Below are 16,998 nucleotides of genomic sequence, written 5' to 3' on the forward strand. Positions count from 1 at the left end.
TGTCAATTTCACGAGTAAAAACATCACCTTGACTATCAATACGCTCAGAAAGCAAGGGAGGTTCTGAAGTAAAATGCGATCACCTCGATCACGTAGTTTTTGACTGAATGGCAAACAACAAATCAATCTTTCCGCCGACCTCCATGGCTCATGAAGACACCGTGCTGACTTCACTCACTGCTGAGCAACGTGCCATTGAAGATACGAGGGTTGCTTTATGGTTTCATGAGTGCGATGAACATGGCGTCAACAGTCAGCCGTTAGCGCACATCGCTGATGACATGGCTTCGTTTTTAGACCTGCTGACGGAAGACTGAAAGAAGATGGCAAACGCTGGGACAAGCCAGGCAACACAACAATGTCTGAGTTTCCCTGTCATTCGACAGAAAATCCGCGTCATCAATTACGTCACCGGCATTGCTCCCCGCTTCATAAAACTCAGCGGTGTTTTCCCCGTTTGCTGCTTAAAAAAAGCAATGAATGCGCTGTCTGAAGAGAACTCCAGCCAAGCGCTCACATCCGCGACCAGCATATCGGCAGAGAGCAATTCAATCGCTTTCAGTATCCGCCATTGCTGGCGCCAATCCTGATACGACATTCCGGTATCGGCTTTAAATATCCGCGAGAGCGTTTTTGTGCTGACTCCAAGCGATAGGGCCAGCTCGCTCGCCGGTGGCGCTAAAAAAGTATCCAGCGTCATTTGCGTTCTGAACCGCGTCAACCGGACATCCGCAGGGACGGGAAGCTGATACTCTTGGCGCTTTGCAAGATAAAACTCTTCCCAGAACAGCGCAGTTGTTTTTGCCATCTCGGATTCTGGTTTGTCCCAGGGCCAGAATGCCATTTTCTCAATCAATGCCCTGAGCAGATCGTTCACCTCGATTTGAGTGACTTCTGAAGGGCCATCAAAAACCGAACCCTCAAAATATAAAGAGCGATAAGCGACCACATTGGTCATCACCGCTCGGTGGGGCGTCCGTGGCGGAATCCAGACAGCTCTGGTCGGCGGCAACACACAAATGGCCTTGTCCAGTACAAAGCGCATACATCCCTGCGGGGCATACAGAATCTGTCCCTTGTGATGCTGGTGAACACCCGAGTCATGCTGACCCACATCTGCAGCGATGCCAATCACACTGGCTGAGAAATGATCTGCATCAAAGGCTGTTTTCTGATCAATGAGCGCCATCTGTCCGAATCTTGTTATTTTCTGTCTGAATGTCGTTTATAGGCATAAGAAACATCAGTATACACTGCGCGCCAAATTCATACAGGGTGAAGACACGAATGAAAAAGAAACCATCCTTAGGGCTGATGGTGATCATGCTGATGTTTCCTCAGATTGTCGAAACGATCTATAGCCCGGCTTTAATTGCAATTTCGCAGACGTTCGCTGTCTCAAATGCGCAGGCAGCACAAACCTTGTCCATTTACTTTTCCGCCTTTGCGATGGGTGTGGCCGTATGGGGCGTGCTGGCCGATCGCTGGGGCAGACGACCTGCGATGCTTGCCGGTTTGCTGATATACGCCTGCGCAGCTTGGATGGCCACGCAGACAGACCATTTCATGGTGCTGATGATTGCCCGCGCCTTCAGCGCCTTTGGCATTGCGGTCGGCTCCATTGTCACACAGACCATGTTACGGGATGTTTTTGATGGCGAGGCCCTGGCAAAAGTCTTCAGTGTGATGGGACTGGGCATTGCCATCAGCCCCATCATTGGCATGTTTTCAGGTGGCCAGCTCATGCAGGCAGGCGGCCATCAGGCTGTATTCTTTACCTTATTCGCAATGGCGATGGGCTTGCTGTTCTATAACTCTGTTCACCTGCCTGAAACTCAGTCTGAAAAGTCGCCATTGAACCTGCGTTCGCTCAGCATTCAGATGCTGAAAGACAGGCATATCTGGCAATCGGCATGCCTGATCGCGCTGTATAATATCGCCCTGTTTGCTTATTACCAGTTGGGCGGATTCCACTTTGCAACACTTGGCTTTACGCCGGCGCAATTTGGATACAGTGGTCTGGTACTTGGTCTGGGTTCACTCTTGGGCAGTTCCTGCAACCAATATTTGCTGAGCAAAGGAATCGCACAACACCACCTGCTGAAGGGGGCCAGCCTCCTGTGCGTTACTGGCGCGACTGGCGTCTATCTCCTGCTGAATTCGGTGGCGTTTCTGGCTCCCTTGGTTCTTATTGTCATGGCTTTTGGGATTGCCATCCCAAATGTACTCAGCATGGCCCTGCGCGATTACAGCGCATACGCCGGAAGTGCCGGGGCTTTGTTCGGCCTCCTCTATTACTTACTGATTGGATGTGGCTTGAGCCTGGCAGGCAGTGTGCAGCACTTAGGCGTTGTCCTGATTGTCTGCAGCCTTGGCATTCTTTTCATCACTGCCGCACGGCAGGATTAACGGTGGACACCGCACCATCAGATCGAAGACTCCCGCTTCCCCGCGGGAGTCTGCATCGCAACTCAATCACCATGCGGGCTAACAAACCAGCACTTTTCTCTGCTGAAATGCCGCAGTCACCTCTTGCCATTCATACCGGCTCAAAAAACAGGCTCTGGCATTTTCCGAGTTATTCGCCTCAATCAACACCGGTGCCAATACAAAACCTTGCCGGAACAGGCTCATGATTATATCCGAGGCATTTTCCGCATGAAGCGCTTCAAAAACCAATACGTCTTCTTTCACCAGCACACAAAACTTCATCAGTATTCCTTCCATCTCAGTTCGAGATCAGAATTATCGCCATTTATGCTATAGTGCCTAGTGATATTAATTTTATGGCGATAACTTAAAGTTATGAAGGTGAATCCAAAATATTTACGCTCGATTGAGATTTTGGCCAGAGTGAAAAACTTCCGAATTGCCTCACAAATACTTTGTATTTCACAACCCGCATTGTCCAAGCAAATTAAAAATTTTGAAGATGCCTATGCAATCGAAATCTTTATTCGAGACAGTCAGGGCGTGACCCTCTCCGAGGCAGGAAAACGGGTGATTGATGAAATTACTGCTTTAAACCGGCATATTCAAAAAACAGATGAATTCATTGCCAGTATTTCCCAGAACAACCTGACTCCTTTATCGATTGCGTTTGGAAAGTCCAGTAATGACTTCCTGCCTGTTCTGATTCGTGAATTCCAGAACCATCAAGATAAGGTATTGATTTCCCTGGCTGACATCTGTTCTCAGGAGCAAGAGGAACAACTCCTTTCAGGTGCGCTGGATATTGGGTTTATGAGACAACCCGCCTCACAGGCACTCAACAGCATTCCGGTTTCAAAGGATGAATTTGTTCTGGCCGTTTCAAAAAACCAATACGTCGATGACAATATTGACGCCTATTTACAGAAATATAATCTGCTCATGATGAGTAGTCACAGTAAGTCTCAGATCAACTTGCACACGATGGCTTTGCTGAAAGAAAAAACATATAAGATCACAAATATTTCTGCAGATTTACAAACAATTATTACGTTGATTTTATCCAATACCGGTGTTGCCATTTTGCCGAAGAAATCAATTCTCGGTATTTACGATACCATTCAATTAATCCCGTTCCAGGAAAACACACAATGGGACATTCATATGGTATGGCATCCGAACAATTCGGCCCGATCGGTTGCGCTTTTCGTCGACCATGTCAAAAAAGAACTCTCAAAACCGGCATGCCAGCAGGAAGATGGACAGCGATTCTGAACCTCAATGTGGCATCACAAATGATTCAGTATGATGCCCCCTGACAACGCAATCACACGGCCCCGTCTATGAAGACGTCTTCTTAGAAATCTGGACCTCTGTCAGCATGACTTTGAGCTCATCAACAGAACCCACCGAATAAGACACCATTGCTTCCGGTTGGATACGCTGTCCCGTTTCCTCTGAAATATACTTGGCGAGTTGCTCTGGCTGAATCTGCCCATCCTCGGTTTTGAGCAGATTGAGTTCTGCTTCACTGAGCGTCTTCGCGCGGCCCGGCAGGTAAATTGTGCCGTAATACAAATCAACACCGAAAGCGATCAACCCGGGTACGACAAACAAAATTAAACCTGCTGCGTCTAATACAACAATGGCCGGATCAAGCTGACCACCCCGCTGCCCCTTCCGCTCCGGATGCAACAAGACACCACACCCCGATAACTGAATCGTCAGTATCGCCGTCAAACTGATTCCCAATAGCTGATGTTTCATTGAATTTCCCTGCGCCAGTCGTCTATGCATCCGAATTTTTTTGTTGCAGTTTCTTAGGCTGCACTCTTTCATTATGGTGAAAAATAAGCGACTTGCAGGGATTTTTGACGTGCCATGCGTGATGCTGATCAGACCTGTTATTTCATGTGAACGGCTTCGGCAACCCCTTATAGATCTTTCGCATTTCCTGAATATTCAATCGGGCTTGTCACGACTTTTTTCATAATGGATGAATAGTAAGTCATTGTATCGCTGTGAATCGTAATCACCCGGTGATCCAAGGGATGATTTGCTTTCAGCAGGTACGCATCAGGAGATTCTATATTCTCAATCGACAGAAAGATCTTATTCGACCAAAACCGTTTCACAGATCCTGAGGAGTGAAGCACGACTTCATCACGGCTGTTTCGGCGAGTGGCTGAGAACTGACCATCTGAACAAATCATGAGAATCGTATATTCACCTTCTTTCACTGTATAAACAGCCTGAAAAAATCGACCATAGAGATGAGGCCAAATGAGCAGGGAGCATAATATCAAGATGAGGAGAAGATTTATTTTTTTCATCATAACAAATTAATTTGATAATAATATGCAACAGTAAGCGAGATGAGTATCATCAAAACAGCTGTGAATCTGTATCCATTCAGTGAATCTCTTGCGGCTTTATTCAACTTTTGGCATATAGAAACATAAGCGGATATTCTTTCAACCTCACTTTGGTGGTTCTGAGGTATTTTTTTCAATTCAACCTGATTCACCGCGATTGTTTCACGATTATCTGATTCAATATTTGATGTATTATCATCCTGGTGAATGACCAGAGAGTGATGCAATTGGTAGCCAAAGCCTCGCAGAGTGACAATCGAGGGATGAATATTCAACTCGTTCAATGTGTTTCGAATATTATTCATCGCAACGTTGAGTGAGTTTTTTGTCACAACCTTTCCTGGCCATGCATATGCAATGATTTCATCTCTACTGATGCCATCTCTTGCATCAGGAAGCGATAACACCTTCAGAATGAGAATTTCTGAAGGTGCCAAGGCAGATTCAGAAACTTTGTCATGACAAGATAGTTTTCTGGTGCTTGAATCAATATAAACAATATGGTTCATATGGTTTACCAAGTGAATGAATTTCAACGTATCTCGTTTATTAAATGATTAATTCAATCCAAATTGTCATATTAATCAATATCAAGTAGACCGCCCTCCCATCTTCTTATTTCATAATATTTTAGATTCATTGCCCATTTCGAGCCAACGATGACCTTTCACGAGGGGGATACAGAACACAACTTGAACAGGAAGCTTGAATGACTTCTTGATGCGATTGAATTTACAGGATTTAAAAGAATTGGTGAAAAACGATCAAAAAAAACCGCTCACTATAGAGAGAGCGGTTTTGGCGGTAAGTCCCTTTACCTACGACTTAACACAAAACGTTACAGATCACTACTTGTCAGAAGGGATCAGACTTTTGACTTCAACTGGTTCACCACCAATTTCAGAAACTTTCAGATTCAGCGTATGTGAATATGGCTTAGAGCTGTATACAAATACACGGCCTTTATCATTGGTCATATAGCGGTTGTCACCTTTGGTATCCACAACGGTGACATTTGCTTGTGGTACACCTTCTTTTTCTACTAATACCCAAGCGCCATCCATACGAGGCGTGACATTAACTTCGAGTCCGTTTTCCATCATTTCAGTTTTGCCTTCATTCTTATCGGCAAATGCAGAACCAGACATTGCTAAGAAACTGACCAGCAGAACAGGTAAAACTTTCTTCATAATTATCTCCAGGACACCCAAGTGTCAATCATTCCATGTAGTGCGAAGTGCCGTTATAAATTACTGTCCAATTGAAACCCAAGTCAATAGATATGGATCTGATTATTTTGATCTATATAACGCATTAATCTTTCCATACCTTTAATTAATCATCCTTGTATCGTGCTTGATATTGATTGATATCCGCAAAGATTCTAAAAGAGTACATTTATATAAAAACACAACCAATCACACTTGATTAATCAGAATTAAAAACCATACCAATCATAGTCTTGAGTCAAAATCTGGACTGTGAACTTCGTGAAGGTTAATGAGACGACCACTCAATATGATTCCACATGCTCGCTCGGAAAATCACCGAACCCGACTTAAAATTAAGCTCAAGCTGTCTGACTTTAATATTCCATCGACAATTTTAATCGAAAGCCATAGGAACTTTCCCCCGTCGATATACTCGAATGAAGTAAAATATCAATGAAACTGTGATCAAATCAGTCATTCAGCCTAACTGTAATTATATTTTGAGGCTGTTCAAACACGTCACAGGGCCAAATTGCCCCACAGAACAATCAATCAGTGCATCAACGCAACGACACACAGGATGGCATTCAATGAATATCCTGACTGATTGAGAACAGAGCCCCATGAAAGGAAGCTTGAATCATGTGTTCATCCTCCTCCTTGGCACGTCACGCATGGCCAATACTTCGAGACCATGATTCCCGGCGATTCACAATTTGCCATTGGTGAGCGATCCACCTGAGCCTCGAAGTACGCATCAAAAGCATCAGGGCGCATGGGTGAAAAAGATATAGGAGGGCCACATCAGCAGACGCTGTAGCAGAAGAAATGAATCCCTTGAAAAGTTAGACATGACCGAGGCACTTGAGGTCAATCTGCCTTCGTTTGGTCGTTGATTTGATAGATGCCAATTGCAAAATAGTCCCCATTGAAGAGGACTATCGGATTTTATGAATCATGGCATATCAGATGATTCTCAGTGATTTCAGAGACTCCGAGTGCCGGCCTGATTGATGACACGAAGGGGGGAGGCTTCATGTTCAACGACCTTAAATTCAGAGAAACTCTTTTTCAAACTCACTGAACATCCATACTTTTGCGCCTTTCTGACGAAAAAAATCAATTTCTCGTTGAACACCGGCACTCTCTTGCCACCCTTCTAATTCCAGCACAATGAGTTCATCACACTTTTCCATGAACGCCTTGTCAATCGGGGCCAGACAATATTCTCCCCCAGTTGATTTTCCTGAATCACTTCATTCACGGGATGTGACATTGTAATTTGACTATAGACTGCACGTCCAGATTGAAAAATTTTTGCAGCCGCTTTGGTACATTCATCGAATCGATACATTACGGTATCGCGGTCTTCATGCCCATATGGACATGCTAAGAAATACATCGTCATTTTATTTCCTGTTCAGTTTTGAGTTTCAGATTCACTTTGCAAATTCCAGATCATCAGTCTGAGTGGTTGTCTCTCTATCTTTCTTTTCGAATGCTAACGCTGAAGGTACAGAGAACTTAATGGCCAAAAATACTGCAAATAATCCACCAGCCAGCTTACCGAGTAAAATCGGAAGAATCAGCGTCGGTTGAAAGTTCGCCGTAAATGCCAAATGGTCACCGATCAATGCCTGTGCGCATACACCTAAAGCAACACAAATCACTTTATCTCTGGCATTCATGTCTTTGAACAAGTGATATACGGCAATGATATTCGCAAAGACAAACACAAACCCGATGGCACCTGTATCTGAAAGATTCAGTTTTTTTGCAAGATAGTGCATTGGCTTTTTGGCATACTTCTGGAACAGGTAACAAATTGGGAAAGTACCCGCCAGCATGATGCCAATATAACCCGCAATTTCTATGGCTCGAAACAGCTCATCTTTATCAGCAAACAACGGATCAAATACCCATCCACCGAACACTGAACTAAAGAACCCTGTGAAATACTCGACGATAGAAAATGCAAGCACTGTCTTAATAAAGACATCCATGATTTTCCCGAACACCAAAAAGACTTTCACCATCAGATCCGGTAAATATTTTAAACCTGCCGCCAATGCAAAACAAAAGATGAATAGTGGTGCGAGCAATTTCAATGCTGATAAAAAGTCGAGTCCGATGTAGTGCAAGGCTTCTGAATTTGTGGAGATCACATCCCGAATCGGTAAATGACCTAAAGTGGAAACCATCAAGGCACAGAGGACACCAAATGGAATGCTAATCAAACCTGCCATTGCACCCAGCGCAAGATATTTATGATCTTTCTGATCCAGCATCGTGAGACCGACAGGGATCAGATAAACAATTGTCGCTCCGGAGGTGTAACCAACCAGAGATGCGGTAATCCATACATCACGGTTACTCGTCAGCGCATCTGCAAGCTGATAGCCGCCCATATCCACAGCGATAATTGCCAGCGCGGCAATCGATACATCGGACCCCATCGACTCAAACAGTGGTCCAAGTAAACCGCTGATCGCGACAGACAGAATCGGTATCGCAGCCATGATCCCTGCTTGCGCTAAAAAGACAGGCCCAATTGCGTGTATCCCTCCAACAAACTCTTTCCCGAGCTGACTCTCTGGCTTGATGAACGATGCGGCGGCGCCGATCACAACACCAAACATAATGATGTATATAACTAAGTGGCCGAACATTTCCATGGTTCTCTCCTATGACCTTAGTTCTCTTGAACGAGATACAATCTCTTTGTATTTATTTAATATTTCCGTTTGGTTAATTTCTCTCGGATAAATGATTTCTGCTGACTGATTCAATTGAATTTCACCTTCAACGCCTAAGCCTTTTCTGGCTAACAATGCGGTTCCGATGGACGTAACTTCATTGTTTTCAGGTACAATCAGTTCTTTATTTAATACGTCGGACAAGAATTGCTTAAAATATTTATTTTGGGTCAACCCTCCATCAATTGATATTCTTTTCCCTAAGGGTGATAGTTTATCCATGGAGAGGATCACTTCTGCTGAACGCAAAGCAATCCCCTCTAAAACAGATTGCAACATATCTTCTCTGGTTGTTTCTAACGACAAACCAGCCCATAAACCCGCAGCACTCCGATCCCAATAAGGGCAACCTAAGCCCGACAGTGCCGGTACAAATGCTAACCCTCTCGAAATAGCAGAATCTTTATGAAAATTTTCAAGTGCATCAAAATCTGTGAATAATCCCAGACTGCGCACCCAATTGATTGCAGAGGCAGCATTGTAAACACCGCCATCTAACCCATACACCGGCTGTTCATTGGGAAACTTCCAACAAAGGGTAGGCAATAAGCCATACTCTCCAAATTCTGCAATTTCATTCCCAGTCAATGCTTGTGCAAATGTGCCTGTCCCGAATGTGACTTTTGCATCGCCGCTGTCTCGGCAACCATGGCCAAAAACACCCGCAAACTGATCAACAATTAACGCTGTGACTGGGATATCTTTTCCATTGCAATGATATAAACCCAGCTCGCCAATGGTATCTTTCACCTCAGGCAAGCAATGAATCGGCACCCCAAAGAGTTCACACATTTCAACATCCCATGCCAAGGTATGAATATTGAATAGTGATGTTCTGGATGCAGCGCTGAAATCCGTGACGAATTCACCGCACAGCCGATCCATAAAAAAGGAATCCATGGTGCCAATCCGCAACTGACCTTTTTGAAGCAACTCACTCGCCTTGGCAACATTGTTGAGGATCCAGCCCATTTTGCTTGCAGAAAAATAAGGGTCTAACGGAAGGCCGGTTTTTTCTTGCACCAGCGCCTCTTTGCCTTCATCTTTCAAAACGGCCAGCGCCGATTCTGTTCGCATATCCTGCCAGACAATCGCGTGATACACAGGCTTTCCCGTCACGGAATCCCACGCAACAATACTCTCGCCCTGATGGCACAGACCAATGGCATCCACTTCGCCACCCGATGCTAAACAGTGTTGAATGTTGTTTAAGATTTCTTCAGCGTCGTGTTCAACCCAACCATTCTCGGGGGTGATCTGTTGATGGGGAATCGCCATTGGGGAATGAATCTCTCCATTTTCTTCCACAATGACGATTCGGGTCCCAGTTGTCCCTTGATCAATCGCTGCATATCTTTGATTCAACATGTTTTTTCCTTTCATTACGCTGACCATCACGTCCGATTCATGTTGTTAATGCGTTTCATTTCACTAAACAACAACCAAAAACAACACCAATAAAACAACAAATACAACAAATGACCAACAACTCAATGGCGATGACCCGGAACTGTGACCGATACGACGAAATGTCCGAATTGAGTCCGAATTGTTTTGATTGATGTTGTTTTCGTTCTATAGTCTCACTTGAATTGTTTCACTCCATGAACCAAGAAAGGGCTTTATCATGCAGACATCGAATATAGACCGGGAATGGGACGTCATTATTGTCGGGGGAGGTGTGGTCGGATGTGCCGTCATGAGAAAGTTTACGCTGCTGGGCGCTCGCGTATTACTGCTCGAGCGGGGCGGAGACATTCTTTCTGGGGCCAGTAAAGCGAACAGCGCCATTCTGCACACCGGTTTTGATGCGCCCCCCGCCAGTGTTGAGCTCGACTGCATGAAGCGAGGCTATGAAGAGTTTCTGAGCATTCATCGACACTTCAACTTACCCGTTTTAAAGACAGGTGCATTCGTCGTTGCATGGGACGAAGCGCAACTGAAAGCCTTACCCGGCATTGTTGAAAAAGCACACCAGAACGGCATCATGAATGTGCGTGAAATCTCTGTGGATGCGCTGTACCAGCAAGAACCCAACCTCGGCAAAGGTGCGTTGGGTGCTGTTTCCGTCCCGGACGAGTGTGTGATTGACCCCTGGTCTACCCCGCTCGCTTACATGACACAGGCGGTCGAGCATGGGGCGAAATATGAGTTTCACTGTGAAGTCACCCACGGTGAGTTCAACGATGATCGCTGGACTTTAACCACCTCAAAAGGTGACTTCAGAACCAAAATTGTTATCAATTGTGCCGGTATCAACGGGGATATCGTGGAAAACATCTGCAGACCATCCCCTTTTACGATTCACCCCAGAAAGGGACAGTTCCTGGTTTTCGATAAATCCGCCGCACAAAGCATTGATGCGATCATTCTGCCTGTCCCAACCGCTGTCACGAAAGGCGTGCTCATCAGTAAAACTATTTTCGGTAATTTACTGGTCGGCCCAACCGCAGAAGAGCAGGAAGACAGATGGCACGCAGCGGTGTCGAAGCCTATGCTGGAAGATCTGAAACAGCAAGGCACAGCCCTGCTCCCATCACTCATCAATCATGCCGTCACCGCCACTTACGCTGGCTTAAGGCCTGCGACTGAATACAAGGACTATCAGCTTTCCTGCGTCCGGGAAAAAAACTGGCTTTGTGCCGGAGGCATTCGCTCGACGGGGCTGACATCCGCATTAGGGATTGCGCAGGTGCTCGCTGAACTGTTTGAGATGCATCTGAACGATAAAATTCAATGCTCGCCAGTTCAGGACATCCATTGGCCAAAAATGCCAAACCTTGCTCAGCACTTAACCCGTGCATATGAACAGCCCGACAATGGCGGCGTTGTTTGTCATTGTGAGCTGGTAACACAGTCAGAAATTGAAGCTGTCTTTGCTTCCTCAGTGCCGCCGGAGTGTATTGGTGGGCTCAGAAGACGAACCCGCGTCATGATGGGACGATGCAATGGCTTTTATTGCAGTAGTCACGTCAACAAGCTCATTGATCAAAACATTGAACAGAATCTGAGTGTTGGAGATATTCTATGAAATCTTGTTACGACGTCGTCATCATTGGTGCCGGTCCCGCAGGGATTGCTGCTGCAACCGCTTTACAAAAGAAAGGCGTAACCGACATCCTGTTGCTCGACCGGGAAAACGAAGCCGGTGGTGTACCGCGTCATTGCCAGCACCCGACATTTGGCGCGCTGGTCTATAAGCGTCCGATGAAAGGCCATGTTTTCTCAGAAAAAATACTCGAAGCCTGCCGGAATATCGATGTCATCACGCGAGCGACTGTCGTTGCGATTCATCAGGATGGCTTCTTAGATATTTCGACACCACAGGGCTTCAAAACGATTCAGGGGCATCGTGTCATTCTGGCCACCGGTGCCAGAGAAACACCAAGACACCCAAGATGCATCTCCGGTTTAAGGCCCCTAGGTGTCCTGACGGTTGGCGCATTACAGCAGTTCGTTTATCTCACCAAGCAGCGCCCCTGCAACCAGCCTGTGATTATCGGTACAGACTTAGTGAGTTTTTCAGCCCTGTGGACCCTCAGAAATGCCGGCATCAAATGCGTGGCCATGATTGAAGAGAATCATCGGGTGACGGCTTACCGACCATCCGAAATTTTTGCAAAGTTATTGGGCGTCAAAATCCATAAAAGCACCCGTCTGGAAAGCATCCATGGTTTAGAACGGGTCGAAGCCATTACGGTGAAAGACAAAAATAATGACCTGACGACCATCGCTTGTGACGCTGTTATTTTTAGTGGTGAATTCGTTGGAGAAAATACTCTGATTAAAAACAGCCATCTGGCTTATACGCCCGATACCGGTTGCCCGATAGTCGACCAATACGGACGCTGCTCCGACAATATTTATTATGCCGCTGGAAATATGACGCATCCTGCCGATATGGGAGATCAGTGTTATCTTGAAGGATTAAAAATTGGTCAGGCCGTCGCTGATAGCTTTTTAATCGATTCAATACCCACAGAAAATAAAGTCATGGTTCATCACGGTGAAAATATTCGATTTACCGTACCTTCTTGCTTCACGTTAGAAAACACAAAGCATGTCGATCTCAATATTCGCGTTTCAAAAGCTATCTCTGGAACCATTCAAATATGTGCTGACGATGTCGTCATTCATGAAAAAAGAGGTTCATTTTTACCGCACAGAAAAATTAGCATCAAAAACGTTAATCTCAGCCACCTCGATAAGATGACCCAAGAAATACAGATTAAAATCGTTTAAAGACTCAGGTAATCGATAACCCTTGAAAGCGTTATCGATTACACGAAAAAATCATCGTAAGCAATCAAAGAGAACCCGCTTGGTGACGTACTTTATTCAGGCCGTAACCATGATAACGCATACTTTTCTGTTGCGGTGAACCAGGATTGATCGTAAAAATCAGTCACCAGATAATCAACTTGCTCCCAGGGGCAGACTTTCGCGATGGCTTGACTCCCCATCTTTTTGGCATCAACCACCACCACAGTCTTAGCACTGTTCTGAATCATTTTTTTCGCCACTGCAGCCTCATCCAGATCTTGATTCATAAACCCTTTTTCCAGATCCACTGCGCCTGAACCAATCACGGCATAGTCGGCATAAAAGTTGTCAATATGAGACAGCGTGATCCCGCCAAGGCACTCATTCTGGCTTTTGACAAACTGTCCACCCAGAAGAATGACCGTATTCGAATGATTTTCGTTCACAATCCCCGCGATCATCGGAGAATTGGTAATCACCGTTAAACCATTCAGATGAAAAAGCTCTTCTGCAACCGCTAAAGTTGTTGTACCAAAGTCGATAAATACCGTATCACCCGGCTTAAAAATCGATACCGTTTTTTTAGCAATCAATTTCTTTTGGTCAAAAGATTCCTTCACCCTCTGAACAAAATCCAATTCATATTTGGACTGAATATTCACGGCACCACCGTGAACTTTTTTAAGTAACTTCCTGGCTTCCAGTTTATTCAGGTCTCTTCGTATGGTTTCCTGAGTCACATTAAACTTATCTGCTAACTCATTCACCGCGACTTTCCCTTCAGATAAAAGGATTTCATGGATTTTACTTAATCTTTCCTCAAGTGAAATACCTTCCATATTCAACTGTCTCTATGATGTTGCCAAGCCTACAAAATACGCAATCTAACGAACGTTCAGCGGACACGAACAATCGCATTCAACAATCAACATCTGACTGCGATGTGTTCTTCGTCTCACACAAGTTTCAATCCTAACCTATCGTCGATGAAAACTACACGAATCATCATGTGATTTCCAGAAAGTACAAGATGCCGCTTCATGAGCGGCCTGGCTGTCATCGGTAAAGATCACCAGCAGAAGCGCAGCCAGCAGGCTGAACAGGCCCGCACACAACATCACCAGGCCAAACCCGGCCGCCATCGAGGACTGATAAACCAAAATCAGTGCCTCACGTCCCTGCGGAAACTCATAGCTCATCACTGCGCGATGGGCTATCTCAACAGCCGCCTCTATGCTGTCAGCATCTACGCTTTTGGCCATGTCCTGAATCGCGTAAAGGCTCATCAGGCTGCCGAGTATCGCAATGCCCTGGGTCATCCCGATCTGACGCAATGCGTTCATTGTTGCCGAGGCAATCCCGGCGCGCTCAGCAGGCGCATAATCCATCACCATCATCCCGGTGGCAGGCACGGAAAGCCCCGCCCCTAAACCAAGCACCGCAAGCGTGATCCCGATAAAAATGTCAGACGTCTCAACCGCAAATAACGACATCGCGCACAGAGACACCCCGATCAACGTATATCCAGTGACCATCAGTTTCTTCAGCGAAACATGCCGGGCCATCCGGCCAAACAGCAACGATGCCACGCCCATCATTGTGAATTGCGGCATCAGAGAGATATTCCGAAAAAGTTGAAGGGGAAACAGTGGTCGCTTGACCGTGAACTCAATCCAGACAAAAACCACAAAAGCCACTGCGGCACAGGAGAGCGGCGAAGGCACAAATCACGGAGCCCATCACAAAGAGCGCGACACTGCCCAGCCACACCCGCTTGTGTCCGTATTTATCGCCCAGCGGGCCTGCGGACAACATCACTGCCGAAAGCGCAATCGCGTAAATGTTAATGATCCACTGAAGCCCGGCCATATCCGCATGGAGCGCTTCCTGAAGCGTCGGCAACGCGACGTTGACAATACTGATGTCCAGTGTCGACAGAAAAGTTCCGAGGTAGGCCGCGATGACCAGCGCATGAGTTCGGTATCGTTCCATGAGTACGATCAATTTAAATGAGAATAAGTCTCAATACTATAGGCTGAACGACGGCCGGTCAAAGTCTTTCACGATAGCCACGCAAGCGGCTTTTATCACGATTTCACCTCGAAGAATGAGTGACTTGCAGCCACAGAACGCTATCATCCTACGATGAAATTCAGCGAAGTGGCCAAACTTTGATTGAACTCACTGGACGAAGTTCAGGACGATGCAACAAAATCGTTGTGGTTCAAAAGTCATCAGCGGCCACACAAGCCCATGGATGGTCGCAACCTGATGATGACGGCGTATCTTTTACAATTCACTGCGGTTCAGATTGGGAGAAAAATCTCCCTCCAGCGGCCCACACAGAACAAGGCTAAAAATTGATATACAACGAAATAAAAGCGATCAACTACCGTCTGTGGTTAGTCTTGCTCCTCACAAGCTTCATCCCTTTAATTTACTCGACCACCCGAATTCATTTTTTAGGCAGTATCCCCAACCCATGGGCTTTTAGTATTGCAGCGCAAGTGGCTTGGCTCAATGTGGGGTATGAAGTACTCAGTGAAGCATTGCTCATCCCGCTTGCATTTATTTTGGGTCAAGTGATCCATCACAATGAAGCTTTTCGTAAACGCGCCAGTCTCTCGCTGTTCGTGACCTTAACCAGCTACCTTTTGGTGACCCTGTTTGTCTTGTGGCTAGCGCCTCGATTTGTGGAAGCCATGCAGCAACAAAACGATCAATTACAGCAGACTATCCAATATATTCGCCTGGAATCCGTCGCGATTTTACTCTCCAGTTTTTATGCATTTTTGTCATTGATACTCGTTCTCAAGAACGAACAAACAGCGCTCTATGGACTACTCATCATACAAACTCTGATGACCGTACTATGCGATAGCCTTTTCGTGAGTCAGTTGCCCTACTCCCTTCATCTGGGGGTTCATGGCATTGCCTTCAGTAATATTGCTGTGAATAGTCTTCTCGCACTCATTGCCATCGTATACCTATCCAAATCAGGGCTTCGTCTAAGCCCCAGGTCGATTTCAATCAAACCAACACGTTGGCTGAAAGAATGGGCAAAAATTGGATGGAAGTCAGGGGTTGAATCCCTGGTGCGCAACACCGCTTTTATTGTCATGATTCTTCAGTTAATCAACCAAGTACAACAAGCTGGGCCTTTCTGGGTTGCAAACCAGTTTATCTGGGGATGGTTGCTGCTGCCTGTGTTGACACTCGGACAACTGGTGAAGCAAGATGCTGCGACAAACGGTGGGTTAACCTCGGAACGCATTCGCAGTTACCTTTGGATCACCGTCGGAATCCTCGCTATCTGGTTACTGAGCGCTCCATTGTGGAACAGCTTTATCGCGAATGTTCTGGGCGTTGAAGATTCAGTCGCCATTACAAACCTCGTGTGGCTCATGGTTGGCTTCTATGTCATTTTCAGCCTGAACAATATCATCGACAGCTACTTTTACGGGATTGGACGCACTGATTTAATGCTGTACCAGTCACTCATCGTCAATACCTTGTTTTACGGCACTGCTTTTGTACTTTACCAAGCGGGTCTCTTTATCCCGACGCTTGAAAGAATTGCCATGATGTTCGGTTTGGGGATTACAGCCGATGCGATAATCACCTGGTTACTGTACCTCGCCCTACGAGATAACATGAAGCCAGCCCAACACGCAGAGAGCCATTCATACCTGTAATGATCCATGCGCAGAAATACACCTGATGTGCGTTTTCAAAGCGAGACGATGAAAGGCATTGGCGAACGTGTAGTTTAAACCCGAAGGTGACATCACCTCCTTTTGATTCAGCAGCTGCAATGAAATGTGTCAGATTTTTTCTTTTATGGTGTCACACGAAAACGAAGCATTGATCATGTCTGTGGGAAGTCTTCGTTTAGTTCTGGACATTAATCATGTTTCAAACCCAATCATTCCCAGGGGATGTGATTCCTTTTTATGACGTAAA

Annotated in this window: 19 protein-coding genes; 6 read left to right on the forward strand and 13 right to left on the reverse strand. The window is 45.8% G+C overall.

Annotated elements, in window-relative coordinates; all coding sequences use genetic code 11:
* Window positions 1–107 precede the first annotated feature (107 nt).
* Window positions 108–317, forward strand: coding sequence for a hypothetical protein (locus tag KDD30_RS10595; protein ID WP_211645847.1), 210 nt, complete (start codon window positions 108–110; stop codon window positions 315–317).
* Between the two features lie 86 nt (window positions 318–403).
* Here KDD30_RS10595 and KDD30_RS10600 read toward each other — a convergent pair whose 3' ends face one another.
* On the reverse strand, window positions 404–1,189 hold the full coding sequence (locus KDD30_RS10600; RefSeq protein ID WP_211645848.1) for a helix-turn-helix domain-containing protein: 786 nt from the start codon (window positions 1,187–1,189) through the stop codon (window positions 404–406).
* 98 nt (window positions 1,190–1,287) lie between these two features.
* Between KDD30_RS10600 and KDD30_RS10605 the strand changes: the two genes are divergently transcribed.
* On the forward strand, window positions 1,288–2,409 hold the full coding sequence (locus KDD30_RS10605; RefSeq protein WP_211645849.1) for an MFS transporter: 1,122 nt from the start codon (window positions 1,288–1,290) through the stop codon (window positions 2,407–2,409).
* 78 nt (window positions 2,410–2,487) lie between these two features.
* Here KDD30_RS10605 and KDD30_RS10610 read toward each other — a convergent pair whose 3' ends face one another.
* A complete protein-coding gene (locus KDD30_RS10610; protein ID WP_211645850.1) occupies window positions 2,488–2,712 on the reverse strand; it encodes a hypothetical protein in 225 nt (74 codons plus the stop codon).
* Window positions 2,713–2,811: 99 nt separating this feature from the next.
* Between KDD30_RS10610 and KDD30_RS10615 the strand changes: the two genes are divergently transcribed.
* Window positions 2,812–3,705: a LysR family transcriptional regulator gene (locus KDD30_RS10615; RefSeq protein WP_211645851.1), complete on the forward strand. Its 894-nt coding sequence runs from the start codon at window positions 2,812–2,814 to the stop codon at window positions 3,703–3,705.
* A gap of 66 nt (window positions 3,706–3,771) precedes the next feature.
* Here the strand turns inward: KDD30_RS10615 and KDD30_RS10620 are convergent, their stop codons facing one another.
* The 8 genes from KDD30_RS10620 to KDD30_RS10655 form a co-directional block, all read right to left on the reverse strand.
* A complete protein-coding gene (locus KDD30_RS10620) occupies window positions 3,772–4,197 on the reverse strand; it encodes a hypothetical protein (RefSeq protein WP_211645852.1) in 426 nt (141 codons plus the stop codon).
* 167 nt (window positions 4,198–4,364) lie between these two features.
* Window positions 4,365–4,670 (reverse strand): hypothetical protein, encoded by a 306-nt coding sequence (locus tag KDD30_RS10625; protein WP_211645853.1) that lies wholly within the window; start codon window positions 4,668–4,670, stop codon window positions 4,365–4,367.
* 92 nt (window positions 4,671–4,762) lie between these two features.
* Complete coding sequence (locus KDD30_RS10630) at window positions 4,763–5,314, reverse strand: winged helix-turn-helix domain-containing protein (RefSeq protein ID WP_211645854.1); 552 nt, start codon at window positions 5,312–5,314, stop codon at window positions 4,763–4,765.
* A gap of 339 nt (window positions 5,315–5,653) precedes the next feature.
* The gene (locus KDD30_RS10635; protein ID WP_211645855.1) at window positions 5,654–5,995 is read right to left on the reverse strand and encodes a hypothetical protein; all 342 of its coding nucleotides are present in this window, start codon (window positions 5,993–5,995) and stop codon (window positions 5,654–5,656) included.
* 1,076 nt (window positions 5,996–7,071) lie between these two features.
* The gene (locus KDD30_RS24765) at window positions 7,072–7,236 is read right to left on the reverse strand and encodes a DUF1937 family protein (protein ID WP_371826093.1); all 165 of its coding nucleotides are present in this window, start codon (window positions 7,234–7,236) and stop codon (window positions 7,072–7,074) included.
* Entirely contained in the window at window positions 7,176–7,424 is a 249-nt protein-coding gene (locus tag KDD30_RS24865) for a DUF1937 family protein (RefSeq protein ID WP_211645857.1), read from the reverse strand. Before KDD30_RS24865 ends, KDD30_RS24765 begins: the two co-directional genes overlap by 61 nt.
* Window positions 7,425–7,455: 31 nt before the next feature.
* Window positions 7,456–8,691, reverse strand: coding sequence for an ethanolamine utilization protein EutH (eutH, locus tag KDD30_RS10650; RefSeq protein WP_211645858.1), 1,236 nt, complete (start codon window positions 8,689–8,691; stop codon window positions 7,456–7,458).
* A 9-nt stretch (window positions 8,692–8,700) separates the two neighbouring features.
* A complete protein-coding gene (locus tag KDD30_RS10655) occupies window positions 8,701–10,155 on the reverse strand; it encodes an FGGY family carbohydrate kinase (RefSeq protein ID WP_211645859.1) in 1,455 nt (484 codons plus the stop codon).
* A 244-nt stretch (window positions 10,156–10,399) separates the two neighbouring features.
* On the opposite strand from KDD30_RS10655, the gene KDD30_RS10660 reads away from it, so the two are divergent.
* On the forward strand, window positions 10,400–11,803 hold the full coding sequence (locus tag KDD30_RS10660) for an NAD(P)/FAD-dependent oxidoreductase (protein WP_211645860.1): 1,404 nt from the start codon (window positions 10,400–10,402) through the stop codon (window positions 11,801–11,803).
* Entirely contained in the window at window positions 11,800–13,014 is a 1,215-nt protein-coding gene (locus KDD30_RS10665) for an FAD/NAD(P)-binding oxidoreductase (protein WP_211645861.1), read from the forward strand. Before KDD30_RS10660 ends, KDD30_RS10665 begins: the two co-directional genes overlap by 4 nt.
* Window positions 13,015–13,106: 92 nt before the next feature.
* Here KDD30_RS10665 and KDD30_RS10670 read toward each other — a convergent pair whose 3' ends face one another.
* The 3 genes from KDD30_RS10670 to KDD30_RS10680 form a co-directional block, all read right to left on the reverse strand.
* Entirely contained in the window at window positions 13,107–13,874 is a 768-nt protein-coding gene (locus tag KDD30_RS10670) for a DeoR/GlpR family DNA-binding transcription regulator (RefSeq protein WP_211645862.1), read from the reverse strand.
* Between the two features lie 138 nt (window positions 13,875–14,012).
* Window positions 14,013–14,648 carry an MFS transporter gene (locus KDD30_RS10675; protein ID WP_211645863.1) on the reverse strand — a complete coding sequence of 212 codons (636 nt, stop codon included), beginning with the start codon at window positions 14,646–14,648 and terminating at the stop codon, window positions 14,013–14,015.
* A gap of 55 nt (window positions 14,649–14,703) precedes the next feature.
* A complete protein-coding gene (locus tag KDD30_RS10680; RefSeq protein WP_211645864.1) occupies window positions 14,704–15,027 on the reverse strand; it encodes an MFS transporter in 324 nt (107 codons plus the stop codon).
* Between the two features lie 368 nt (window positions 15,028–15,395).
* On the opposite strand from KDD30_RS10680, the gene KDD30_RS10685 reads away from it, so the two are divergent.
* A complete protein-coding gene (locus KDD30_RS10685) occupies window positions 15,396–16,730 on the forward strand; it encodes an MATE family Na+-driven efflux transporter (RefSeq protein WP_211645865.1) in 1,335 nt (444 codons plus the stop codon).
* Window positions 16,731–16,998 lie beyond the last annotated feature (268 nt).

This window comes from Photobacterium sp. GJ3 (assembly GCF_018199995.1).
Taxonomy (GTDB): domain Bacteria; phylum Pseudomonadota; class Gammaproteobacteria; order Enterobacterales; family Vibrionaceae; genus Photobacterium.

What these genes read in the sequence shown, in the direction of transcription:
- KDD30_RS10595 (WP_211645847.1), top strand. Translation starts at nt 108, where the DNA reads ATGGCAAACAACAAATCAATCTTTCCGCCGACCTCCATGGCTCATGAA.
- KDD30_RS10600 (WP_211645848.1), bottom strand. Translation starts at nt 1,189, where the DNA reads ATGGCGCTCATTGATCAGAAAACAGCCTTTGATGCAGATCATTTCTCA.
- KDD30_RS10605 (WP_211645849.1), top strand. Translation starts at nt 1,288, where the DNA reads ATGAAAAAGAAACCATCCTTAGGGCTGATGGTGATCATGCTGATGTTT.
- KDD30_RS10610 (WP_211645850.1), bottom strand. Translation starts at nt 2,712, where the DNA reads ATGAAGTTTTGTGTGCTGGTGAAAGAAGACGTATTGGTTTTTGAAGCG.
- KDD30_RS10620 (WP_211645852.1), bottom strand. Translation starts at nt 4,197, where the DNA reads ATGAAACATCAGCTATTGGGAATCAGTTTGACGGCGATACTGACGATT.
- KDD30_RS10630 (WP_211645854.1), bottom strand. Translation starts at nt 5,314, where the DNA reads ATGAACCATATTGTTTATATTGATTCAAGCACCAGAAAACTATCTTGT.
- KDD30_RS10635 (WP_211645855.1), bottom strand. Translation starts at nt 5,995, where the DNA reads ATGAAGAAAGTTTTACCTGTTCTGCTGGTCAGTTTCTTAGCAATGTCT.
- KDD30_RS24865 (WP_211645857.1), bottom strand. Translation starts at nt 7,424, where the DNA reads ATGACGATGTATTTCTTAGCATGTCCATATGGGCATGAAGACCGCGAT.
- eutH (WP_211645858.1), bottom strand. Translation starts at nt 8,691, where the DNA reads ATGGAAATGTTCGGCCACTTAGTTATATACATCATTATGTTTGGTGTT.
- KDD30_RS10655 (WP_211645859.1), bottom strand. Translation starts at nt 10,155, where the DNA reads ATGAAAGGAAAAAACATGTTGAATCAAAGATATGCAGCGATTGATCAA.
- KDD30_RS10660 (WP_211645860.1), top strand. Translation starts at nt 10,400, where the DNA reads ATGCAGACATCGAATATAGACCGGGAATGGGACGTCATTATTGTCGGG.
- KDD30_RS10665 (WP_211645861.1), top strand. Translation starts at nt 11,800, where the DNA reads ATGAAATCTTGTTACGACGTCGTCATCATTGGTGCCGGTCCCGCAGGG.
- KDD30_RS10670 (WP_211645862.1), bottom strand. Translation starts at nt 13,874, where the DNA reads ATGGAAGGTATTTCACTTGAGGAAAGATTAAGTAAAATCCATGAAATC.
- KDD30_RS10675 (WP_211645863.1), bottom strand. Translation starts at nt 14,648, where the DNA reads ATGCCGCAATTCACAATGATGGGCGTGGCATCGTTGCTGTTTGGCCGG.
- KDD30_RS10680 (WP_211645864.1), bottom strand. Translation starts at nt 15,027, where the DNA reads ATGGAACGATACCGAACTCATGCGCTGGTCATCGCGGCCTACCTCGGA.